Annotated in this window: 21 protein-coding genes; 15 read left to right on the forward strand and 6 right to left on the reverse strand. The window is 52.0% G+C overall.

Going from position 1 to position 24,025, the window contains the following annotated elements; all coding sequences use genetic code 11:
- The first annotated feature begins 7 nt into the window (after positions 1 to 7).
- The 5 genes from cooS to MPAL_RS04295 are packed head-to-tail and all read left to right on the forward strand — an operon-like array spanning position 8 to position 5,838.
- Positions 8 to 1,897, forward strand: coding sequence for an anaerobic carbon-monoxide dehydrogenase catalytic subunit (gene cooS / locus MPAL_RS04275; protein ID WP_012617523.1), 1,890 nt, complete (start codon positions 8 to 10; stop codon positions 1,895 to 1,897).
- A 34-nt stretch (positions 1,898 to 1,931) separates the two neighbouring features.
- On the forward strand, positions 1,932 to 2,420 hold the full coding sequence (locus MPAL_RS04280; protein ID WP_012617524.1) for an NADH-quinone oxidoreductase subunit NuoE family protein: 489 nt from the start codon (positions 1,932 to 1,934) through the stop codon (positions 2,418 to 2,420).
- A complete protein-coding gene (locus tag MPAL_RS04285; protein ID WP_012617525.1) occupies positions 2,417 to 4,105 on the forward strand; it encodes a (2Fe-2S) ferredoxin domain-containing protein in 1,689 nt (562 codons plus the stop codon). Before MPAL_RS04280 ends, MPAL_RS04285 begins: the two co-directional genes overlap by 4 nt.
- A gap of 19 nt (positions 4,106 to 4,124) precedes the next feature.
- Positions 4,125 to 4,943, forward strand: coding sequence for a 2Fe-2S iron-sulfur cluster-binding protein (locus MPAL_RS04290; RefSeq protein ID WP_012617526.1), 819 nt, complete (start codon positions 4,125 to 4,127; stop codon positions 4,941 to 4,943).
- Complete coding sequence (locus tag MPAL_RS04295; protein WP_012617527.1) at positions 4,936 to 5,838, forward strand: ATP-binding protein; 903 nt, start codon at positions 4,936 to 4,938, stop codon at positions 5,836 to 5,838. The genes MPAL_RS04290 and MPAL_RS04295 overlap by 8 nt, the downstream gene beginning before the upstream one ends.
- A 651-nt stretch (positions 5,839 to 6,489) precedes the next feature.
- Here the strand turns inward: MPAL_RS04295 and MPAL_RS14230 are convergent.
- On the reverse strand, positions 6,490 to 9,468 hold the full coding sequence (locus tag MPAL_RS14230) for a CHAT domain-containing tetratricopeptide repeat protein (RefSeq protein WP_012617528.1): 2,979 nt from the start codon (positions 9,466 to 9,468) through the stop codon (positions 6,490 to 6,492).
- 202 nt (positions 9,469 to 9,670) lie between these two features.
- A complete protein-coding gene (locus MPAL_RS04310) occupies positions 9,671 to 10,066 on the reverse strand; it encodes a hypothetical protein (RefSeq protein WP_048145169.1) in 396 nt (131 codons plus the stop codon).
- Between the two features lie 113 nt (positions 10,067 to 10,179).
- Between MPAL_RS04310 and MPAL_RS04315 the strand changes: the two genes are divergently transcribed.
- Together MPAL_RS04315 and MPAL_RS04320 are read left to right on the forward strand one after the other, a co-directional pair.
- Positions 10,180 to 10,761 (forward strand): MATE family efflux transporter, encoded by a 582-nt coding sequence (locus MPAL_RS04315; RefSeq protein ID WP_269078479.1) that lies wholly within the window; start codon positions 10,180 to 10,182, stop codon positions 10,759 to 10,761.
- A gap of 154 nt (positions 10,762 to 10,915) precedes the next feature.
- Complete coding sequence (locus tag MPAL_RS04320) at positions 10,916 to 11,230, forward strand: hypothetical protein (protein WP_148208133.1); 315 nt, start codon at positions 10,916 to 10,918, stop codon at positions 11,228 to 11,230.
- A 780-nt stretch (positions 11,231 to 12,010) separates the two neighbouring features.
- Here the strand turns inward: MPAL_RS04320 and MPAL_RS04325 are convergent.
- Positions 12,011 to 12,460, reverse strand: a complete 450-nt coding sequence (locus MPAL_RS04325) for a hypothetical protein (RefSeq protein ID WP_048145170.1) — start codon at positions 12,458 to 12,460, stop codon at positions 12,011 to 12,013.
- Positions 12,461 to 12,862: 402 nt separating this feature from the next.
- Between MPAL_RS04325 and MPAL_RS15685 the strand changes: the two genes are divergently transcribed.
- The 5 genes from MPAL_RS15685 to MPAL_RS04345 all read left to right on the forward strand — a co-directional run bounded on the left by MPAL_RS15685 (position 12,863) and on the right by MPAL_RS04345 (position 16,790).
- Positions 12,863 to 13,189 carry a hypothetical protein gene (locus MPAL_RS15685; RefSeq protein ID WP_148208134.1) on the forward strand — a complete coding sequence of 109 codons (327 nt, stop codon included), beginning with the start codon at positions 12,863 to 12,865 and terminating at the stop codon, positions 13,187 to 13,189.
- Positions 13,190 to 13,436: 247 nt separating this feature from the next.
- Positions 13,437 to 13,925 (forward strand): GNAT family N-acetyltransferase, encoded by a 489-nt coding sequence (locus MPAL_RS04330; protein WP_048145171.1) that lies wholly within the window; start codon positions 13,437 to 13,439, stop codon positions 13,923 to 13,925.
- A gap of 319 nt (positions 13,926 to 14,244) precedes the next feature.
- Positions 14,245 to 14,502 (forward strand): TSCPD domain-containing protein, encoded by a 258-nt coding sequence (locus tag MPAL_RS17675; protein ID WP_449406367.1) that lies wholly within the window; start codon positions 14,245 to 14,247, stop codon positions 14,500 to 14,502.
- Positions 14,503 to 15,027: 525 nt separating this feature from the next.
- Positions 15,028 to 15,699, forward strand: a complete 672-nt coding sequence (locus MPAL_RS04340) for a TetR/AcrR family transcriptional regulator (protein ID WP_012617534.1) — start codon at positions 15,028 to 15,030, stop codon at positions 15,697 to 15,699.
- Between the two features lie 302 nt (positions 15,700 to 16,001).
- Positions 16,002 to 16,790: a flavodoxin family protein gene (locus tag MPAL_RS04345; protein WP_012617536.1), complete on the forward strand. Its 789-nt coding sequence runs from the start codon at positions 16,002 to 16,004 to the stop codon at positions 16,788 to 16,790.
- 380 nt (positions 16,791 to 17,170) lie between these two features.
- Here the strand turns inward: MPAL_RS04345 and MPAL_RS04350 are convergent, their stop codons facing one another.
- The 3 genes from MPAL_RS04350 to MPAL_RS04360 form a co-directional block, all read right to left on the reverse strand.
- Positions 17,171 to 17,449, reverse strand: coding sequence for a DUF6790 family protein (locus tag MPAL_RS04350; protein ID WP_012617537.1), 279 nt, complete (start codon positions 17,447 to 17,449; stop codon positions 17,171 to 17,173).
- A gap of 170 nt (positions 17,450 to 17,619) precedes the next feature.
- The gene (locus tag MPAL_RS04355) at positions 17,620 to 19,086 is read right to left on the reverse strand and encodes a kelch repeat-containing protein (RefSeq protein WP_012617538.1); all 1,467 of its coding nucleotides are present in this window, start codon (positions 19,084 to 19,086) and stop codon (positions 17,620 to 17,622) included.
- A 264-nt stretch (positions 19,087 to 19,350) separates the two neighbouring features.
- Positions 19,351 to 21,093, reverse strand: a complete 1,743-nt coding sequence (locus tag MPAL_RS04360; RefSeq protein ID WP_012617539.1) for a bifunctional metallophosphatase/5'-nucleotidase — start codon at positions 21,091 to 21,093, stop codon at positions 19,351 to 19,353.
- A gap of 179 nt (positions 21,094 to 21,272) precedes the next feature.
- On the opposite strand from MPAL_RS04360, the gene MPAL_RS04365 reads away from it, so the two are divergent.
- From MPAL_RS04365 to MPAL_RS04380, 3 genes are all read left to right on the forward strand, one after another.
- Positions 21,273 to 21,917, forward strand: a complete 645-nt coding sequence (locus tag MPAL_RS04365; protein WP_012617540.1) for a site-specific integrase — start codon at positions 21,273 to 21,275, stop codon at positions 21,915 to 21,917.
- Positions 21,918 to 22,677: 760 nt separating this feature from the next.
- Positions 22,678 to 23,019 carry a hypothetical protein gene (locus MPAL_RS04375; protein ID WP_048145174.1) on the forward strand — a complete coding sequence of 114 codons (342 nt, stop codon included), beginning with the start codon at positions 22,678 to 22,680 and terminating at the stop codon, positions 23,017 to 23,019.
- A 175-nt stretch (positions 23,020 to 23,194) separates the two neighbouring features.
- A complete protein-coding gene (locus MPAL_RS04380; protein ID WP_012617543.1) occupies positions 23,195 to 23,746 on the forward strand; it encodes a TATA-box-binding protein in 552 nt (183 codons plus the stop codon).
- Positions 23,747 to 24,025 lie beyond the last annotated feature (279 nt).

Here is a 24,025-nt window from a genome sequence, read left to right on the forward strand (position 1 = left end):
GAACACAATGTATGATCCAATTGCGATAAAGAAGGTGGCAGAGAAGCGGGCGCTGGACAGGACCAGCCAGATGATGATCGAGAAGACGATCGAAGACGGTGTCGAGACCGCCTGGGACCGGCTGCAGGCGCAGCAGCCGCAGTGCGGGTTCGGGCAGCTCGGGCTCTGCTGCAACAACTGCTCGATGGGACCCTGTCGGATCGATCCCTTCGGCGGAACGCCGACGCGGGGTGTCTGCGGGGCGACGGCGGACACGATCGTGGCGAGGAACCTGCTCGACGACCTCGCCGTCGGTGCGGCCTCCCACTCGGATCACGGCCGGGAGGTCGTCGAGACGCTCCTCCATACCGCAGAGGGGAAGGCCCAGGGTTACCAGATCACGGATGCGGTGAAGTTGCACCTGATCGCCGAGGAGTACGGGATTCCGACCGAGGGCCGGGATGACGCAGCGATCGCCGGCGACCTCGCCCGGGGGATGCTCGAGGAGTTCGGATCGATCAAGAACCGGATCCAGCTGGTTGACCGGGCCCCGGAGAAGACCCGGAAGGTCTGGCAGGATCTGAACATCACTCCCCGGGGCGTGGACCGGGAGGTCGTGGAGGCGATGCACCGGGTGCATATGGGGGTCGACGCCGATTATCTGAACATCCTGCTGCATGCGATGCGGACCTCGCTCTCTGACGGCTGGGGCGGGTCGATGATGGCGACCGACTGCTCCGATATCCTCTTCGGGACCCCGACGCCGGTCACTTCCTTGGCGAACCTGGGCACGCTCAGCAGGGATAAAGTCAATATCGTCCTCCACGGACACAACCCGGTCCTCTCCGAGATGATCCTCAAGGCGGTGGAGGAGCCGGCGGCCAAGGAGGCGGCCCGGGCGAAGGGTGCGGCCGGCATCAACCTGGTGGGGATGTGCTGCACCGGGAACGAGGTGCTGATGAGGCACGGGATCCCGATCGCCGGCACGATCCTGGACCAGGAACTGGCCATCGCCACCGGAGCCGTGGAGGTGATGGTGATCGATTACCAGTGCATCTTCCCGTCCATCACGGCGACGGCCAGCTGTTATCACACGAAGGTCGTGGCGACCAGTGAGAAATCCAAGGTGCCGGGTTCGATCTACAAGGAGTTCAGGCCCGAGACGGCGCTGGACACGGCCAGGGAGATCGTGGGGATGGCGATCGAGAACTTCGCCGCCAGGGACCCGAACCGGGTCAGGATCCCGGACCGGCCGGTCCAGATGATGGCCGGGTTCTCTGAGGAGGCGATCAGAAAGGCCCTCGGAGGTACCTATAAACCTTTGATCGATGCGATCGTCGCCGGCACGATCAAGGGGGTTGTCGGGGTTGTCGGCTGCAACAACCCGAAGATCAAACAGGACTCAGGACATATCGCCCTCGGCAGGGAACTGATCAGGCGGAACATTCTCGTCGTCGAGACCGGGTGTGCGGCCATCGCGAGCGGAAAGGCCGGCCTGCTCGTCCCCGAAGCGGCGGACCTGGCCGGGGACGGGCTCAAGGCGGTCTGCAAGGCCCTGGGGATCCCGCCGGTGCTGCACATGGGCTCATGTGTCGACTGCTCCCGGATCCTGGTGATGGCCTCGCATGTGGCGGACGAACTGGGCGTTGGGATCGGCGATCTGCCGCTCGGGGGGGCCGCCCCCGAATGGTACTCGCAGAAGGCGATCGCGATCGGGACGTACTTCGTCTCGTCGGGTGTCTACACGGTGCTCGGGATCCCCCCGAAGATCTTCGGCAGCCAGAACGTCCTCTCCCTCCTCGCGAGTCAACTCACAGGCGTGGTGAACGCCTCCTTCGCAGTCGAACCGGACCCCGTCAAGGCGGCCGACCTGCTCGAGGCGGAGATCGATCGGAAGCGACAGGCGCTCGGGATCTGACCGCCAGAACTATTCCTTTTTTTGCGAGGAGACGATGGAAGAACAGGTACTCGATCAGATCATCGCCCGCTACGCCTCTCCCACCGGAAGGGTGCTCGGGATACTCAGCGAAGTCCAGCACCAGGAAGGGTATATCCCCCGGGACGTGCTGGAGACCCTCTCGCAGAAACTGGACCTCCCGCTCTCGGACCTCTACAGTCTGGTGACCTTCTATGCCCTCTTCAGCCTGAAACCAGTGGGCGAGCATGTGATCACAGTCTGCATGGGGACGGCCTGTCATGTGAAGGGGGCGGTTTCCCTCCTCGAGACGCTGCAGGACCTGCTGCACCTGGAGGGCGAGGCCGCCGATGAGGACGGGAAGTTCTCCCTCACGACGGAGGACAACCGGTTCACGCTGGAGATCGCCCGGTGTTTCGGCGCCTGCAGCATCGCGCCGGTGCTGCGGGTCGACGGGAATCTCTACGGGTATGTCACCCCGGAGAGCCTCCCCGGGATTCTTGAAGGATACGGGTGGCAGCGATGAAGATCAAAACAGCAGACGATCTTGAGAATGTCCGGCAGGCCGGCCTCCGAAGACTGATTCCGGACCGCCCCCGTATTGCCGTGGGGCTGGCCACCTGTGGAAAGGCAGTCGGTGGCGACCAGGTCTACGACCGTCTGCGCCAGACGATCGAGTCAGAAGGGCTGGACATTGCCCTCACCCGGGTGGGATGTTTCGGCTACTGCCGGGAGGAGCCGCTGGTGAACGTCGCGATCCCTGGAAAGCCGCTCGTGATCCTGCACCGGGTCACCGTCGACGACGTCGAGGCGATCATCCGGGCGGTCCTGAACGGAGAGGTGCCTGTAGAACTAGCCCTATGCCGGATCCCGACATGGGACCCGATCATCGGACCCCCGCTGGTCTTCGGGGACGGGTTCCCCGACATTCCGCTCTATGCCGACGTCCCGTTCTTTCGATACCAGCAGAAGGTGATCCTGCGGGCCGCCGGGCTGATCGATCCCGGGGATATCGAGGAGTATATCGCCGTGGGCGGCTACTCGGCCGCCCTATCGGCCCTGACGACGATGGAGCCGGAGGCCGTCATCGATGTGGTGGAAAAATCCGGGCTGCGGGGCCGTGGCGGCGCCGGCTTCCCGGCCGGGCTGAAGTGGCGGATCACGCGAAAGGAGACGGCTACGGAGAAGTACATCATCTGCAATGCCGACGAGGGCGACCCCGGGGCTTACATGAACCGGAACGAGATGGAGAGCGATCCCCACATGCTGATCGAGGGGATGATCCTCGGCGCCTACGCCATCGGCGGGGTGAAGACGGGGGTGATCTACATCCGGGCCGAGTATCCGCTGGCCATCGAACGGCTGACGAAGGCGATCGAACAGGCACGGGAGTACGGGCTGCTCGGCGACGACATCCTCGGCACCGGGTTCAGTTTCGACCTGCACCTCGCCATCGGTGCCGGGGCCTTCGTCTGCGGGGAGTCGACGGCGCTCGTCGCCTCCATCGAGGGGAGGACCGGCCGGCCCCATCCCCGGCCGCCCCGGCTGACCGACAAGGGGCTCTGGGGGAAGCCGACCGACCTGAACAATGTCGAGACCTGGTGCAACGTCCCGGTGATCGTCAGCCGGGGCGCCGGCTGGTACGCGGCGATCGGGGCCCCGGGCAACACCGGCACCAAGGTCTTCTCCCTCGTCGGCAAGGTCGACCGGGTCGGGCTGGTGGAGGTGCCGCTCGGGACGACCCTCGAGCGGATCGTCATCGATATCGGCAACGGCGGCGCTGGAGGGAAGGCGGTGAAGGCCGTGCAGACCGGCGGCCCCTCGGGGGGATGCATCCCGGTCCGGCTCTTCGATACGCCGATGGACTACGAGAGTCTGAACCGGGTCGGCTCGATCATGGGCTCCGGCGGGATCGTCGTGATGGACGAGGATACCGGCATGGTCGACATCGCCCGGTACTTCATCAACTTCGCCATCGGAGAGTCCTGCGGGAAGTGCGTCCCCTGCAGGGAGGGGTTGAAGCACACTCTATTATTGTTGAACCGGCTCCTGGCCGGCAAGGGGACCGGGCAGGATCTGGAGACGCTCGCCCTCCTCGCCGACACGGTCGCGAAGACCTCGCTCTGCGGCCTCGGGCAGTCTGCGCCGAACCCGGTGCTGACCACCCTCGAGTACTTCAGGGACGAATACGAGGGGTTGATCGAGCGATGATGCACAGGGAGGTCTGCTGATGGACGAATCGAAGCGGTTGGTGACGGTGACGATCAACGGGGTGGATTGCCGGGCTGAGGAGGGCGAGATCCTCCTCTCGGTGGCGACCCGCGAGGGGATCGCGATCCCGCACCTCTGCTATGAGGAGGCCCTCGACCCCTACGGCGCCTGCCGGCTCTGCATGGTCGAGGTGGAGAAGCGGGGGAAGCGAGAGATGACCACGGCCTGCACGCTGCGGGCCCTCGACGGGCTGACGGTGGTGACCGATACCCCGGAGATCGAGCGGCACCGGCGGATCATCCTTGAGCTCTACCTCGCCCAGGCCCCGAAGGCGGATCGGATCAGGGAGATGGCGGCCCGGTACGGGGTGACAAAGACCCGGTTCATCCGGAAGGTCGACCCCACCGATCCCCTCGGAAACCGGTGCGTCCTCTGCGGGCTCTGCGTCCGGGCCTGTCACGAGCTGATGGGTGCCGGTGCGATCAATTTCATCAACCGGGGGGCCTACACGGTGGTGAACACCCCCTTCTTCGAGGCGAATCCGGTCTGTCTGGGCTGCGGGGCCTGTGCCCGGGTCTGTCCGACGGACGCGGTCAGGATCGAGGATATCGATGGCGAACGGGTGATGCAGTCCTGGGGTTCGACGAGGGTGTCGCTGGCGCAGTGCCGGGTCTGCGGGGAGTACTTCGCGCCGGCCTCACTCGGCGAGCGGATAGCCGCACGCATCGATCCGCCCCTGCGTGACGACCTGCACGGGGTCTGCCCTGCCTGCAGGGCGAAGGGGATAGCACGAAAGGAGATCCTGGCGCAGACCGGGGGAGTGATCAGGCATGTGTGAGGAGCATCAGCATTCGAGCCGCGAAGACGGAACTGTTCAGAGCGATGATCATACAAAGACAGAGCAGGGATTCCGGGTCGTCATCACCGGCAAGGGGGGCGTGGGGAAGACCACGCTGACGGCCCTCCTCTCCCATCTCTTCACAGAGCGGGGGTTCACGACGCTGGCCGTCGACGAGGACCCGCAGATGAACCTGCCCTACGCGGTGGGGGTTCCGCCGGACGAGAGCGATCGGGTCGTCCCGCTGACGAAGAACCTCGACTATGTGGAGGAGAAGACCGGCGCCCGTCCCGGGGCGGGATGGGGGTTGATGCTCTCCTTAAACCCCGACGTCTCCGATGTCGTGGAACGGTTCGGTGTCGAGGGGCCGGGCGGGGTGAAGATCCTCGTGATGGGGACGGTCGTCGCAGCGGCCGCCGGCTGCCTCTGTCCGGAGAACGCCCTCCTCGAGTCGGTGATGCGCTACATCAACCTGCGGGAGCACGAGGTGATCCTGATGGACACCCAGGCCGGCGTCGAGCACTTCGGCCGGGCGATGGCCGAGGGGTTCGATCAGGCGGTGCTGGTCACCGATCCGACCTTCAACGCCGTGCAGGTGGTGAAGCATGCCGCGACCCTGGCCCATGAACTGGGGATCCCCACCATCCACCTGGTCGTCAACCGGGTCAGGTCCGAGGGGGATATCCGGAAGGTGCAGACGATCCTCGGCGACTCGCTCGACCTCATTTCAGATCAGTTCTACCTGCCGTACGAGGAGGGGCTGCTGGCCTGCGAGCCGGATGTCCGTCCCCTGCTGACGAGCAGTCCGCCCTCGCCGTTCATCGAGCAGGTGGCCGGCCTGCAGCGGGCCCTTGAACGGGATGGGATGGTTGGTCATTCAGATCACCATTCCTGACTTGGGGGAAATTTGCATTCCGGAATGGATTTGAGATTGGAGGTGGTGCAGGTGAATTATCCTTTTAATTGCGAAGGACATTTTTCTGTTAGATCGGTATTTGGAAAATTGTTTGATCTAGATTTTCGTAAATAATTAGACTCCTTCAGGGCGTTTCATGTGGCATGTTTCTCCTAAATTTTGCCAGATCTTATCCTGGAATCCCCAATGAATTCATAAGACCTACCGATCCAGGTTTGCGATCGAGTCGTCGTACAGGATGCGTAACCAGGTCAAACCTAGGACATCAGCCCGAAATCCGGTGATCCGATATCTCTTTGCTATCATCTCGTTTCTTCTCAAAAACATCTGGATAGCAGTGCTTTGGACACGATTCTCACCCGTGAAACAAGGTCCTGGAACCATTGAGATGGGCGCGTTCAGATTTGATCAGTTCAAGTTGTTTGTCGGGGAGGCTGTACGAGTAACCTTAAAGGTCGTGGTAAAAATTTCTGCCCTCAGAAACCCAGTATAACTGAAGGAGACTTGGAACACTGATGAATGAAAAAGACACGGAGAAAAATTAGTTAAGTACTGAGTTCAGACTCTCAATTTTGCCCATCTAATCCATATAATTTGATAAAATTTAAATGAGGTATCAAAATCTAAACATTACTTGTATACCCCATTTATGACAAAACCAGCCCAAAAATATGGATTGACAAATGGTCCAGGAATTGGATTCCCTCTTTTTGATATACAAGATGAAGAGTTGGCTTGATCCTGGTTTTCATTTGGTTCTTGTATTATACACGAGTAGTCCCTATCAATATCAAGAGAGATATTTCCGTTACACATAAAGTTCACAACTTCCTGATTCGTTGCATTACGAATAAATATTTGCGCCTCTCTCAATGCACAAACAGGAGATAAACCGTCTATTAAGTGTGAAGAATACAATTTCATCATCAACATACTGGTAGCTACATCATTCACTGCCCAGAGAGAACTAATAACACAGGAAGCACCAGCATGCAGAAAACCTGCAGATATACCAATATATTCATCAGGGATTTTTTGATACTGAGGAATGCCTGATTCACACACAGATAATGTTACCATTCTAGCAGCTGCAATATTGAGGTCAGATAAAATATCTGCAAGTGTCCACATCCCATCTTCAAGTACTAGACCAGATTGCATAACATTTTCCTTCACAAAATAACCATGGGTGGAAAAGTGCAGGTATTGTTTATTTTGAGCAAACTTTACCACCATATCCTTGACTGCGTTTTTATCTTCGAGTGATTTAACTTTGTCAGCACCAAAAAGACTGGTGATTGCTTTACATTCAACTGTTGAAAAATAGAGATTATTATGGTTAGGTTTTACCATTAGCAATCGATCCTTTTCAGATTTCTGGATCGGTTTCATTTTTTTTATAATACTAATTGTCGTTATACTTGGAGCATACGATATCGTGTAATCATCAAGAAAAGCACGTAATAACCCATTTTCTATCCGATAAGCTGCATGGAGCGGAAGAAGTTTTAAAAGTCCGGGTGGAGTTATCAGAATTGGAGTTCCCAATTGGACATCCAGAGATTTGAGATGGGTAAAGATGGGTCCGATAAATTGATCCCATAATCTTTTTGAAATATCCCCTATTGTTGAGATCCAATCCTCAAGAGCCTTCCTTTTTATTTCTTCACAATTGGACTCAAGTGATTTGACCCTTCTGTTGTACGTTTGTAGCCACCCTGTATGATTCTCGTTGCCATGCATGAGTACATGAAGAGCTGTACTATCAAACTCATTTAACCTCAACACATTATGAGGGGCGATTGTGATGGTTCCAGAGGGTACGATGAAAACTGCTCCTCCCTGGGATGTAATCAGCGGAACTACAATTGCTCCTTTTTCGGGGATTTCAGCGAGGATTGTCGTAAGATCTGGATTTGTCCAAAGAAAATCCGGATTATTCACCTTGATCTCTTTCACAAGTGCTTTCAGTTTATTTCGAGCCTTTTTTATCCTCTTCGATGACATGGGATCATATTTATAAAAGTTTCTTGTAAAATCCAAGGGCATTTCTGTCATACTCTCTTTTAATTCTTTTCGTATCTTAATGAAACGCAGTTGCTTATCAGAAGGTATATTGTTTAGGTCTTGCCCAATTATCGAGAGAGTCTCATTAAAAAGACGGGTCTTCCCTTTTTCACAAGTTACTAGAGCTTCAGGCAGATGTCCCATTGATATCTGGCAATACGCAAGATTTGAATAAATATTTGCAATTTTACCAACTTCATTTTGGCGTCCTCTCTCTGTGTACGCTTCTATGATGAGGTTATCGCTGATCTCACATGCTTTGTAATATGCGATACAGGCATCATTCCAGTTTTGCAGTTGAAAATATGAATCTCCAATTTTTTTCCAGGTATCCCTATGTTCTGCTGGATGATCATCATATGTCCAGACTTTTTGTGCTAACTGAAAGTGCGATACTGCTTCCTGAATATTTTCTTTTTTATTCCCGGCAATTCGATTGGAATATGCGATACCCAGATTATACTGTGTTCTGGCAAATTCATGAGGATAGGCCTTTAAAGTGTAAACTTCTCCAATTAATGAGTAAATATCGATAGATGTTTCAATATTATCAGAAGGATCACCAAAGTTAAGGTTTTCGAATGCAATTGCGAGATAATTTAGAGTTGATGCATATTTTTCAGGGTCAGTCTCTGTGGTAAATACTTTAAGGGCCCAATTTGCATGGATTATGGCCAATTTAAGATTTTCAGCCCTCTCTTCTCTCTCATCTGTAACAAGGAAGAGATAGGCCATGGCTAAATTGCTATGGATCACAGCCATTTTCTCCATAATCGCGTTTTTTGTGTACACACTGAGAGCATTATTGAGATGAGTGATAGCAGTCTTAAGGTTAGTATCAGAATTTTCTTTTTGTTTCTCGAGAAAAGCCAATCCAAGATTGTTATGTGTTATTGCCCAATCATTAGGAAACTCATCCTTGTTTAAATGGTCTAGAGCAAGATTTGCATGATAGATAGCTGTATCGATGTTATCTGTCTCTTCCCCACAAATCTTATTAAGATAGGCAGTTGAAAGAGTGTTCTGAATTCTGGCATAGTCCAAAGCATATCTATCAGGAATAAATACCTTAAGAGCATTCTTTGCATGTTTAATTGATCTCTCGATATTTTTGACCTTATTTCCTCGGATTCTCTCCTTATAGGCTATTCCCAAATTATGTTGTGTTCTTGCCCATTCTTTAGGGGATGCTTTTCGTTTCCTCACTTTTAATGCTGATATTAGTAGAGTAATTGCAATCTCAATATTATCTGCTTTTACACCATAACACCGATTTATATAAGCGATGGCTAGATTATTTTGTGTCATTGCCCAATCTTCAGGATATGCACTTTGGGTGAATACCTTTAGGGCAAGTTTGTAATGACAAATAGCCTTTTCAATATTATCTGCAGAGCTCTCATTGATACGTTCCGTGTAGGCACCAGCTAGATTACTCTGTGTTGTTGCCCATTCTTCAGGAAACTTTTCTTGAGTGTAAACTTCAAGATTCTGCAAATAGTATTGAATCCTTTCTTCAATATACTCTTTTTTATCATTCATGATACTTACCCACTGTATCGATGTGCCTGTTGTTGATATTTCTCAAAGGCTTATTTGTAAAATAAAATTACAACATCTGATTCAGGCATTATGAAAGAGATTTCAGTTTCAATAAATCCTAATTTAAAGAAACGATGACTCAAAGAAACTCATATATCCTTAATATTCAATCATAAAGTCATTCAAAAAGGGTTGCTTGTTCTTATGGTCGGGCTTTAAAGATCTCATCGGTTATTTTTTTGGCTGCTCGTTCTCCACTCTCTTGAGAAAAACCGTACTCTGAAAATATTTTTTGTATAGTCTCTTTTATCTCTCCACTCTGGGTTTTAAAGCGAGACTTTACATACTCAACGTTTATTTGGTTACAAATAAATTTATCAGCAACGTGGAGAACAATAGCACATACCATTGCCTCAAACCACGGTTCTAAAGAACCAATATCAGGTACAGGACATCTCTCTTGTTGATAACTACGAACAAATTCAGCGCTAACCTCTTCTCTTAGGCTTTGATCACAACTACCGAAGATCTCTATTGAAATCTTCTCTACTATAGAGGTAGATATTGTTAAAACCTCATTGGGAGAAAATTTTTCCATACATAGAATTGAAACAGAATTTATTATAATTTATCATTTAAAAATCTGTTAAAAAAATAATCGATTTACTTAATTAAAAATTTAAGTCATAAATTAGCTAAGAACTGATTATCATCAATGCTATGCTCATGAGGGTTGCGGGATCCGATGCCGTGGAAGTCTATACGGCAGGCGAGCGGCTCATCATGTTCGCGATCATTCCACTCATCGGGATCGAGATGGCGGTCGTATCAGTCGCCGGTGCTGCTTATGGCGGGAGACACTACGACAAGCTCCGGGTCATTCACCACTTCTCGATCCTTCTGGGACTTGTCATTGCTCTGTGCACAAGCATAATCACGTGGCTCTTCTCGTCGCAAATAGCCTCGATTTTCACCTATTCTGTCGAGACAGCATATCTTGCTCCGTCCATTGCAGCATTCCTGGTTGTCATGTGTTTCTTTTATCCGTTCCTTCCACCGGGTATGATGTCAAGCTCGATCTTTCAAGGTGTGGGCAAGGGTATGACTTCATTTGCGATCACGGTCTTGCGTGAACTTGTCTTTGTCATTATATTTGCTTGGATTTTCGGGTTCGTTCTCGGTTTTGGCGAGTTGGGGATATGGTGGGGGATAACCGCGGGGGACATTCTTGGATGTGTCGTGGCTTATGTCTGGGCCCGGACGTATTTCCAGAGGCTTCGGGCCAACACCTGAAGAATGCTGCAATCTGAGGAAATCATGCCGGATCTCTTCATTCAAATAATTTTTCGGCCAGATCGGGGTTTTATCTTTAGGTCATCTTCATGTTCGTTCCCAAGGATATCTGAACAGTTACGGACTTTCCAGTTATCCGCCTTGAGAGACATTCTTGTCTAGGTTCCTAATCACTAAACAAAGGAGGCTACTCTTTCAGTCCATCAGCAGTTTCGAGGCGTCACTGGCTACTGCAGAGATGCTGAACCGGTACTTTGGGGAGAAGGATCAAAAAGACAGCATCGAACAGATCCTGGAAGGGGCAACCTATTGTTCTGATCTCTTCTATCGAAAGAGAGTGGATGAACTGGACCAGCAGATTCTGGATCTGGGTCCGGAGGCCCCTGCAGAGAAAGTGAAGGAACTCCAGGCAGTTTGGGACGCCTACGCGAAAAATATCGTGAACGACCTGATGAAGAAGAAAAAATGAGATCACCAGGGTTGGAGTGCCTGAATGGGTGTCGTCTGGTTTGTGAGACCATATTAGCCGGCCTGTCAAGAAGAACAATCATCATTATACTCAATCATTTGGCGAGTCAAGCACGCCTGGATCCTTTTTCCCTATGAACGACGCAGGCTTATCAGTTCGACCGTTCTGTCTGTTTCCTTGACCTGCAGGTTCAGGGAATGGGCCGCCGATCAGAGATGTATGCCCATCTGTATCCTGGAAATATATATGGCTCCGCCGGCAACAGGTTGATGTGGTAACCTGCCCCGGAGACCTCTCACAGAGAAGGACCACCACCCTCCGGGCAGTTTATTATCACAGTACACCCGGTCACATCTGCAGGAAGAAGAGGGACAGATCAGCATTCTCTCACGAAGCGATGTCTTGCCGACCGATCGGGCATATGGATAGCCAACAGGAATCGACAGCAGAAGTACCAGAACCGGACAAGCATAACTATCAGGACCCTTCAGCAGGTTTTCGAGCGTACACCGAGGCTCTCAAACCAGAAGTGCTGAAGGGTCAACCAGTACATCTGGATACATAATAACCCTGAAAAATTCCCATTCCCACACCTTTTCCGATATGTACAGGTCCAATTCAGGACCTGTATGTCTCACATTGTTCACCTGGAGTTCGTCCTGAAAACTTATCTTCACCGATCCCTCTGGGCCTCCGTCTGCCTCTCCTCGAATGGACGATGATCTCTGGAATCATATGCTTCCAGCAGGCCGTCCTCGTGCCGATGAGGAGATCAGGGGCCTACTCTGGCAGTGCAGCCTTCGCCTTGTTCAGCCAGTCGACTGATGCAGCCAGGTCGGTATCAGATTCACGTTTCGGGGATGCGGCCTCCGCATTCTTGCCGGCCTGCGTGAGCGTGATACTTGTTGCCCACGCTTTCCAACCGGTCGAAGCGTTATTCAGGTGGCGAACATAATCGTCCCGAGCAGTGACATAGGACGAAGAGACCTGCATCCCGTGAAACACTGGACTCTCTTTTGTGGCGTAATCTGAAATGTTTGTTGCGAGATCTGCGGCTTTCACATGGTCACCGGCATTTTCAGCGGCAATGGCATCGTTTGCCATCTGTCCAATGGTTGCTTGAGATGTCTTCATCGAATCAGTAAACGCCTGATCCCCTGAACTGACACAGCCAGAGACGACGAGGCTGGCCATGAGAAGCAGGAAGAGTAACCCAGAGATGTAACGCATCGGCGAATATATCGCGTGCTTCATGATAAGTATGTCGAAATGTAGCAGGGAGCATCGGAAGATGTTTGAAGAGATCTGGGAGATGAATAATATACCTTTTGACCTGGTATGGTGATTGATGAACTGTAGGGTGGAATGTAAAACGTCCGGGTTACCGTGCTGGAGGATCTGATCGTCTCAGGTGGAGCGATCAGTAATCTCTCAGATGTGCCGGTATCTCATGATCCTTCCTCGAAGATCGCGGTTCTTCATAGTATCTCTCCTGAAGGGGAATGTCGAAATCACTGTACGATCGACGGTCCGTTTCCTTGACCTGCTGGTTCAGGGGTTGGACCGTTGATCAGAGGAGTATACCCACTGGTATCCTGGAAATATATATGGCACCGCCGGCAACAGGTTGGTGTGGTAACCTGCCTCGGAGACCTCTCACAGAGAAGGACCACCACTCTCCGGCAGTTCATTATCACAATTCACCCGGTCATATCTGCAGGAAGAAGAGAGACAGCCACTATGGGATTACTCTCACGAAGAGATGTCTTGTCGACCGACCGGGGGATATGGATAGCATCAGGAATCGATAGCAGAAGTACCAGAACCGGACAGCACATCATTCAGGACCCTTCAGCAGGTTTTCGAGCATACACCGCGGCTTTCAGACCAGAAGTGCTGAAGGGTCAACCAGTGCAACTTGATAAAATAATACATGGAAAATTCCCATACCTTTTCTGAGATGTACTCGTCCGTTCAGGACCTGTACATCTCAATTTTCACCACGTTCTTCCTAAAAAATTATCTCTCCTGATTCCTCGTGTCGACGAACGGGGTCCGGTCAATGGCATCCTATCCACGAGTCTCCACCAGGTGAGCCAGTGACATCCGGTCTCATCGTCGTTTTTGGACGAGTCGTCTGAATAAACGTTTTTACGCATTCCAACCGATATCCTCCTGAATTATTCAATCTCTCATAGTGATGCACATGGTAAAAAATCAGGAACCCTCTATCCGGCTTGTCACGCAGGACGATATTCCCAATCTGGCATATCACCATCGGGCGATGTTAGAAGAGATCTGGGTGAAGAAGAACAGAGCCTCAGACCCGGCACTCCTATCTGCCCTTGAAGAAGAATACACCAGAAAATTGGCTGATGAATTGAAGAGTGGAACGTGTATCGCCTGGGTCACCGTGCTGGAGGGTCGGATCGTCTCGAGTGGAGCGATCAGTATTCTCTCAGATGTGCCGGTACCTCATGATCTCTCCTCGAAGATCGCGTTTCTCCACAGTATCTATACCGAAAAATCGTATCGAAATCACCATTATGCTCAGGGGATAACCTGTGAAGCGACCCGGTACTGCAGACAGCAGGGAATCAAGCGACTCTATCTCTTTTCCAGCGATGACGGGCGGAGTATCTATGAAAAGAACGGGTTTATGCCGGTTGATAATGTCATGATGCTCTATCAGTGAAACCGGAGGGACTGGTGTGGTGCCCCTTCGTGGTATCTTTAGTTGAAGAGAACTCCCCTTCTCAGTTTTTACCCGTGCGATCGGGCGGTCCGTTTCCTTGACCCGCTGGTTCTGGAGTTGGACTGCCGGTTAGAGGAGTATGCCCACTGATTGGAAATTTATATGGCACGGCCGGCAACAGATTGGTGTGGTAACCTGCCCCGGAGACCTCTATCGACCGGCTAAAGGAGCTCTCCGGCCGGACCTATCTCTGCCAGTCCGGATGTTGCTGGCTTTACGTCACCGTGAACCTGTTTGAAGGAATCCTATAGAGGTCTTTATCAGGACAGTCGGGAGCGGAGGCTGCGGCGCAAACAGCAGTGCCCTTGGCCATGCGATCAGTACGGGTCTCGATAATGGCGTACCATACGGGAAATTCGTAAAACCGTTTGCGAAAGTGAATTGTATCACGTCCATCAAGAATCCCACCTCGGAAGGACATTCCTGCGTGGAGTTGTCGGAAAATGCATCGAACTCTCGGCAAAAAACCAGAGCATTCCGACCCTCAATGACTGGAGCATTAGAAAGACCTGAGTGAAACAGCTCTGCCCCAAGTGCCGCGAACCGCTGGATTTCGGCGAGGGTTGCAATCAGGGGATCTGTAAACACTGCGGTTGGTCTGGATGCAGTTGATAATTCCTGTGTATCGCCAGTAATTCGTTGATAAATATTTAGTTGGGTTGCCAGGAAAAATGTCTGAGGTAAATATGACCCTGCTGGAAATTTCAAATCCGTATAGGCCACTCAATTATGCAGTTAGTTCCGGCAATGGACGACGGCCCCCTCCCTCGATCTGATCCCGGCCCCGCCCCACTGCATGCGACCGGCAAGCCGATACCAACACTCTTCAGCGCCCTGGTCCGGAGAAGCACGACGGCTCCCTCCCAATCCGGCCCTGGGTCCATCAACCAAAAGAGAGGACGGATCCGTACCACACGCATGCATCCCCAACCAGGACCATTCGTAATTTCTCAATTCGATACGCATATTTCATTATAACCCAGATGAATTATACATTTACACGAACGTCGAAAAAATACGATCTGTATGAAGGACTGACCGAATGACTGAAAAATATTCTGCAGGAAAAACCGGCAGACCAGCAAAAGTCCCGGGTGAGAAACATACCCGGGAGAAGATTTTCGACGCTGCTGTCGATCTGTTCGCAGAACGCGGATTCGACAGGACATCTGTTCGAGATATCGCAAAGGCCGTTGGGGTCACGGAAAGTGCGGTCTACCGGCATTATCCCGGTAAAGACGCAATTCTTGAGGCAATTTTTGTCTTCATGGAAAACCGGGTATATACTCCCCTGTCACCGGTCCACGAGGCTGGTGAACTGGATAATAGAACAATCTTCCGCGACATGCTGGAAGGTCTGCCCCGGTTCATCATGGCTGACCCTGTCCTCGTAAAGACCGCACATATTATGTTCACCGAAATGTACCATAATGAAAAAATACGAGATTACGTGAAGAAGGAATATGGTAAGAGAGCAGATGATTATACAGAAAAACTGTTCAGGAAACACGTGATGGATGGAACGATCCGGCCTTGTGACACCAGGGCACTGGCAATTCTTTTTAACTCGTTCCGCTTTGCCTGGATGTTCAAGACATTCATTCTTGATTATGGAGAGCCGATGGACATCGGCAAGATGGAAAAGAGCTTACAAGCCCCTATCAAATTATTCGAAGACCTTTTGAAATCTGAACATAGTCTCACTCGTGTCTGAATTTTTTAATTGATTTCGGTTACGATCTCGTAGTGACCATGGTGACACAGCCATAACCGATAATCTTCAGGAACATTCTATAGGTACAGTCCCTATCAAACGATGCCTGCGAATTGGTCATCGGGAAAAAGAATTGAGCCGGGACTTCTCCGGCATCGTAAAGTAAGTGATCGTTAACTTTTTTATACTACTTAGTCCCCAATAAGTAAGTGAGCGTTTACTTATCGGATTTTTTCCGGGCCCTGACATCCGGGACAAGGGATGAAAGACGAGATGAAACCGCGATCAACGGGAGAAATACTATGAAGATACTTGTCATCATGGGAAGCCCACGGAAGGGTAATACGTTCCGGGCATGTGAAGAGTTCCGTGAGATCCTGCAGCAGGATTGCGCAGCAGAATTTGAATACCTCTGGCTTAAGGATAGGCACCTGCTACCCTGCAAGGGATGTCTTTCCTGTTTTAGCCGTGGAGAAGAAAAATGTCCCAACCGCGACGAAGTACCTACGTTAGAACAAAAATTGCTAGAGGCTGACGCCGTAGTCTTCGCATCACCGGTCTATGGTTTCAATGTGACCGGACTGATGAAGACCTTCATTGACCGCTTCAGCTATGTCTTCCATAGGCCCCGGTTCTTTGACAAAAAGGCATTTGTTCTGGTAACGGCTGGTGTACTCGGGCTCAACGATGCTATCAGTTACCTGGAAAAGGTTGCCGGGTTATGGGGATTTGAAGTTGTGGGAACAACCGGGCTGATCATGACAAATGATAATCCGCCCCGTTCCCTTGCGGAAAAAAATAAAAAAATTCTGACGAAGGCCGCAAAGGAATTTTTAACCGCTTTACAACGCAACAAACGAAAAAGTCCGGGAATTATGGATGTGATCGTATTCCATTCCGGGCGGGCGGCGTTCTCACAACTGGAAAAGGTATCACCCTTTGATTACCAGTACTGGAAAAATAAAGGTTGGTTTTCACCTGGCAGACAATATTTCGTCGACATACCAGTCAACCCATTATTCCTGGCGGCCGGGAGAATTGCTGGATGGATGACGATACGACAGATTCGAAAGGATACTGTACTGGATTGACAACGTGGATGGTTCAGGTGCATCTTCGTAAATTATTTAATATCGGTCCGCCTCACGTATATGTCCCGACCCTTCCATACAGGCCATTCATCAGTGCCCTCAGTACCATGGATGAAACGACGGCCTCGGTACCAACCCGGTTCCGGGTCCGCTCAATCAGTGCAAACCCGACCCCACCCTCATCTGCATCCCAGGCACTGCCCTCTTTTTATATATCCCTGGATGAGGAAGAGAGTAAGTCCCCGCTGATCATTCTCCGATGGAGAAATTTCAGGAGTGGATTCCGGAAAATCCACTCCTGAAATATTCGGCAGTGGAAATGGTGTCAATACCCAAAGATATTCTTCGAACTTGGTCCCGGAATTTCAGGCAGAGGAGCCCTACGATCCCGATCGATGCGTCCCGATGCCCACCTCCTGCTGGAAGGGACTGCCGGTCGCCCACCCGATCGATTCAGCGACCCGGTCGGCGAAGAGCAGGTGGCCGATTCCGCCCCAGATCATGGAGAGGCCGAGGCCGCAGACGAGCTGCCACATCAGGACGATCTCCAGTCTTCGGTGCGCATCAGCAGTCTTCCGCTCTTTTGCCAGGTGCAGCAGGGCGACGACTGCCCCAATTAGTGGAAAGAGAAACGTCCAGATGATCTCAAAAAGATTCAATGGTGGAACTGAAGATGGACGAAAACGTAACGCTGCTGTTCTGATCCTGCGTTAAGATCCCGCTTCCTTCAACAACGATCCGGGGTATGAGGGATCCCCTTCAGAACAGGGATCCCTGGTACCCCCCTGGAATCATCATTCTGGATTCCAGGGAGGTTCCGGATAAATCCTTACAGTGCGTTGAACACTATCACGACATCATCGAAATCGATCCGGCCGTTCCTGTTGAAGTCAAAGGCTCTGACCGGTTCATTGTCGGCTATCCAGTCCATCTGGTTGAAGAAGAGGACTACGTCGTTGAAATTCAGAACCCCATTGCCGTCGATATCCTCATAGAGCCCGTCGTTGTTGAGGTCCCGGGGGGCGGTTACCGACGGGGGTACCGGTTGCATCGGAGAGACGATGGCCGAGACCTTTTGTGTACTGCTGAATCCTGCGGCATTGAACGCCTGCAATGTTGCCGAGTAGATTCCCACGGTGGTATAGGTGTGCGACGGACTCTGTTGTGACGATCCAGCGGGTTGGAGCCGCCACGTGTCGTTCCGGATGGTGGAGTCGTCCAAACCGCCCATGAGTACGATACTTCCGTCCGGCATCGCTACGCTGGTGTGATGGAATCTTCCCGACCAACCGGCATTTTGTACCTGCGCCCATGTTTCGCCCTTGTCGGTCGACCGCCACAGATCGTTCAACAGGGCGGTGTCGTTCAAACCTCCCATGAGTACGATGCTCCCGTCCGGCATCACTACGCTGCTGTGACTGTACCGTGCCGACCACCCGGAACTCGCGTTCACGAGCGTCCACGTTCTGCCGTTATCAGTCGACCGCCATACGTCGTTCAGGGGGGTGGTGTCGTCCCAACCGCCCATGAGTACGATGCTTCCGTCCGGCATCGCGACCGCTGTCTGGCAGTCCCGCTCAGACCATCCGGAGTTCGGGTTCATCAGCGTCCAGGTTTTGCCGTCATCAGTCGACCTCCACGTATCATTTGTGAGATTCCCGCTCTCATCCCTACCGCCCGCGAGTACGATGCTTCCGTCCGGCATCGCTACACTGCTGTGATAGAATCTTCCTGACCACCCGGAGTTCGCGTTCATCAGCGTCCATGTAGCGCCGTCATCGGTCGACCTCCATGTGTCGTTCATATAGGTGGATTCATTACCACCGCCCATGAGTACGATGCTTCCGTCCGGCATCGCTACGCTGCTCAGTCCGGCCCTTGCCGGCCACCCGGAACTCGCGTTCATCAGCGTCCACGTAGCGCCGTTATCGATCGACCTCCATGTATCATTCAAAATGGCTCTTGATTCATTACTATAGCCTCCCATGAGTACGATGCTCCCATCCGGCATTACCACGCTGCTGTGACTGAATCTTTCCGACCACCCGGAATGTGCATTCTGCTGCGTCCACGGTTGGGTATACGTCTCATCACCGAAGAACCATGACCAGCCGGTTGGACTGCCGGTCGATGTATCGGTGAAGTTGACGGTCAGGGGTACAGTGCCGTTGATCGGCGTGCTGCTGAATGCTGCTGTCGGGGCACCAGCAGCGCTGACCGTGCCGACTAGCAGCAGAAGAACAGTGATTAACAGACATGCCGTCATCAGAGGCATGTTCTTCGGATGATATATCATAGGGATTGAATGGAATCCAGGATAGATATATATTATTCCGGATTTCGTGATGGTGCGTAAAACCCGAGTAGATCCTCATGTCGGAGAAATGGGTGTTCTCTACGAGATTTGCTTTTGAAGACGATGCCTGATTGAGAGACGGATCGTGAGGAATGGATGCGGAAAAGAGAAAGTCCGCGTTCCTCCTGGTGCGGTCAGGGGGGACCATCCCCCGATCACTTCCACTCCCTGCGAGGAGGGCCGGCGGTGTTCAGATCTCCTGTATCAGGCGACTCGCTGTATCCTTCCGTCGACGGTTCTGTTCACCGGCTGGGGGAGCGATCCGATATAGTCTGTCAGGGCATCGATATCCTCCTGGCCGAACGTGACGTTCTTCCCTTCGGTGAAGGTCGTGTAACCGTCACCGCCGGTGGCGAGGAAATCATCCGTCGCAACGGTGTAGGTCGCGTTCAGGTCGAGCGGAAGATCATGTACCGTCACATTCGTCACCCTGCTGCCGGCAGGTCTGGCTGCATCATAGGAATACACCAGCCCTGAGACCATGAGATTGTGCGGGGGAAGGGGCTCCTGCCACTGCTCTTCAAGGATCTGCCGGATCTGGTCGCCGGTCATGGTCATCGACACGACCGTGTCGGCGAAGGGCTGGACTGAATAGAGGTTGCCCCAGGTGATCGTTCCTCTTGTAAGATCGGCCCGAATCGACCCGGCGCTCACGAACCCCACATCCGCCTTCATCGAGTTCCGGAATTCATCTGCGATCAGGTCCCCGAGCGCTGATTCCCCTGCTGGGTTCTGATCCCGGGTGATATTTTCGGCTGCTTCACCGATTGTTCGGTTCACGATCGGTGCGATCGTCTTCTCATCGTCGGCCAGGAACGCAGCGGTGGCGGGGTCCGGGCTGGTGCCCGGGGACTGATCCGCATAGACCGGGACGATCCGTGCGGATTTGTTCGTGATCTCCCTGCCTGTCCGGTCGATCGTGAGGTCGACATCGGCGAAGCCCGTGCTGTACATGTATGCCTGGGTGACGAGCACCTGGTTTCCGCCGGCGTTCTTCAGATAAGCGTTGGTGAACTCATGCGTATGACCGGAGAGGACCACGTCGACATCGCTGTCGAGCCGGGGGATGATCTCGGCCACCCGCCCGGTCACGGTTCCGTTCGCCTGGGTGGGACCGTCGTAGGGGGTCTGGTTGCCGCCCTCGTGCAGGAGGACGACGATCGCATGGACGCCCTGCTGCTGAATCTCCGGGATGTACCGATTGATGGAGTCGGCTTCATCCAGGAAGGTCACATCCTTGATGGCGTCAGCTTTCTGAACGAGGGGGGTGTTCATCGTATCCGCACCGATGAACGCAATGGGGACCCCGCTGACGTTTTTGATCGTATAGGGCGGGAGGACGGTGGTGTTGTTGGCCTTCCAGACCACGTTCGCCGAGACATAGGTGGAGTTCGAGGCGGGATACGGGTCGACGAGGTGGGTGATGTTGCTCGTTCCATCTCCGCCACCGATCATTCTCATCAGTTCCGATGTCCCTTTATCGAACTCGTGGTTGCCGAGTGTCGCTACGATCGTACTGTTGTGTATTGCAGAGAGCGGGGTGCCGGTGCTGTTCTGCCCTGCTAGGGAGTCGAAGAAGAGCATCGTCGGCTCGTCGAGGAGGAGCCCGGACTCGGGAGGCGAGGCTCCGATGATATCCCCGGGCAGGGCGATGATGGTGCCGTCGGCCTTCTCCGATGCCATCGTTGCATTCAGATAGGAGGCCAGGACCGGCGCACTGCCGGCCTGCCGTTTATTCAGTTTCTGTCCGGGGGGCAGCTGCCCGTGAAAATCGTTGACCGCGAGGATCTTCACGTGGACGGTTGCACTGGTCTGCGGTGTCGTCACCGGACCGGCCGGATGCCCGGCGAGAAGGATCGGTGTCAGGATGAGGAGCCCGAGGATGCAGAGTCCGATGAGGAACTGCAGGCTGTTCGGGATCGTGTTCTGCCGGGGTTCAGGCGTCATAATTATGAAACTTTGGCAGGTAATGGGATAATTGTTGTGTTCTCTGGTAAGAGGGAATAATCAGGATGGTACCGTGAAGATGCTCGTGGTGAAGTCATCCCTTATTTGTTCAAAATTTAATATACGGTTTTATCAAAAAAGCGTATATATTTAAATATATTTTGGGCTAACTGGTATTCATGGCACATCAGTTACATGGAGTCAGGATACTGACCCCCCGGGAGTACGAAGCTCTGCTCAGTCAGATCCATAAATCATCTCTGGTGAAGCTCGTTCGAGTCCTCATGCTAACCGGCATGCGGTATGAGGAGGTACTGAAACTGAAGGCGAACCCGGACCACTTCAGCGAGGCTGAACGGTCTGTCTGGGTCAAGTCCGGGAAACTGAAGGCGAAGAGTCCTGAGCGATACGTGCCGCTGACTGAGGCAGGCACCCTGGCGGTGAAGGCATTTCTGGCCGATAAGCGAACCATCTATCCCGCAGCATCGGTGATGAGTAAAAATCTCACGTCGTGGGCTGTAAAGGCAGAACTGACACCGATCCTTGCGGGCCAGATGAAGGACCTGTCCGGAGCAAACGTCGGCAAGGAGAGAAAGAATGTGTACGGCATGTCGGTGAAAATCTTCCGGCGCAGCTGGGAGAACTGGCTCCTGATGATCTATCCTGACCGGACCATGGACATTATGAAAGCGCAGGGGCATGACGTGATGTCCTCCTCCAACCACTATGCCGGCGCTGTATTCTCTGCCAACGATGTCGAACGGATCAGAGCGTATGTTGCCGATTGGCAGCCGTCTTTCAGACCGCGTGCAGTGAGTGACTGAGCGATCCGGGGGGTTTGGGCCGGCTCCCTTTTTTCCCTGTACCGGCTCTTGCAGAATACTTCCCCCTGCAGGAGACCCTCGAAGGGTTCTGGATGGATGATACAAACCGGGAGGCCGCAACCTGGACTGAACACCGGAATACCACTACTGTTATGCTTGCGGTCAGCCTCGCTCTGGACGGGTTTCTGGAGATCTGACCGCTTTTTCTCTCCGGGTCTCCTGGATGTGTTTGGTGAGCGGACCGTGCCAGAATTCTGTCCGGTCTCCAGCCAGAGGCAGAGCTCTGCTGGTGAGAATGTAGTTCTTCAGGCCCCCGTGATGAGTCGTTCCGGGTGGGCGAATGACTGCTCATACGTTCGAGCTCCACTGCAGTTCAGATATTTTTGATAAATCCTGGTACCTGTAATCCCCGTCACCGGGGGTGAATGGATCGAGCCAGGAGCTATCGTCATCCTTACGTGCGGCGAACTCGTCAAGACTTGTTGCGATGTAGACGATGACCATTCCCGTATACTGTCGAGTGAGTATGCCGGCCAATAATATAATCCAGAATATAATCCTGAATCCGGCACGCGGGGTGTGGAGCCGGCTCGCTTATGAGAGGAGGCGGTGGCGGTGTTTTGGATGGAAAAATGATGGTACAATATGGCGCTGTATTGGTGAATTATTATTTCAGGTATAAGGAGTGGTTTTTAACATGGCGAGACTCGGAAAAAAATGACCGATAACAACTTGCGATCATCATACCTATCTGACTCTCATGAATGAAGAAAAATCTCAGTCTCCTGAGGTTGAGAACATTGTTGATTCAGAATCTATCTCCGATACCATCGATCTCGAGGTAATTTCCACGAAAATCTTTACGGGAGGGCTGACACTCAACACAGTGTCATCTCTTCTGGTATATCGACAGGATCTCAAACTTACATCTGAATCTATGGATTACGCTGCTCTGGTGATAACATCCATTGAAGAGAAAGAGGACGGATCGATTTCGGTTAATCCTCTCGCTCTTGCAGCTACATCGATGGATCATGTCAGTCAATTTTCCGGGATTGTTGAGTGGATCCAACTCCGGTTCCTTCCTCTGCCAGGTACCTGAGCCGGTTCCTGATAGATTGTAACGAGTGAATGGATATTTTCGTTTATCTTTATCACGGGGTATCGAATCCTGGAAGTACCTTTTTTTGGTTTTCGGTATGATTCTCGAGAGTAGTGCCCTTGACCTGACCCTTTGACCGATAACAACTTGCGATCATCATACCTATCTAATCTTCATGAGTGAAGAAAAATTTCAGTCTCCTAAGATCGAGAATATCGTTGCTTCGGGATCTATCGCTGATTCTATCGATCTTGAGATGCTCTCTGCTAAACTGGAAAACTGCGACCTCAATACAAAACGATTTCCTGGAGCAGTATTCCGACTTCAAAAACCCAAAATCGCGGTACTCATATTTTCTTCCGGAAAGGTAGTAATAACTGGCGCCAGAAGCCACGAGGATTTACTCCAGGGTCAGGAGATTCTCATTCAGACAATGAAAGATGCTGGAGTCATCTGTCATGATACGCCGGATGTGGCTGTTACAAATATGGTCTGTTCGTATGACCTCGGAAAGTACATTAACCTGAATAAGGTAGTTATTACGCTTAACCTGGAAAATATCGAGTACGAACCGGAACAGTTTCCCGGGTTAGTATATCGTATATCTGATCCAAAAATTGTTGCTCTTCTCTTTTCATCAGGAAAAATAATTCTGACGGGGGGGAAAACTATGGAAAATATTGAGAGAGGAGTTGCATTCCTTGAACAAATGTTAGGGAATATTTAATTGTAGTATTTGGAATGAAATCTCGATACCATTCATTCTCTCACTCCATCAATATTCACGAGAGTACACAAATCCATCATCTATATTGATGTAGATGAGGGTACCTGGATGTGTTATGAGAGGGTTTCAACAGAGCCGAAAAAAGGTGATTAATATCCAAGGTTCAAAAAAACGAAGAAATACCAATACCTGCCCTGGTCGTACTAAGGTCGCAACGCGTTTTTTAGAATTCTTCGTAATTTAATGGTACAATAGTGATAATGAAATGAAAAGTGAGTG

Origin of the sequence: Methanosphaerula palustris E1-9c (assembly GCF_000021965.1) — an archaeon.
In the GTDB taxonomy this organism is placed as follows: domain Archaea; phylum Halobacteriota; class Methanomicrobia; order Methanomicrobiales; family Methanospirillaceae; genus Methanosphaerula; species Methanosphaerula palustris.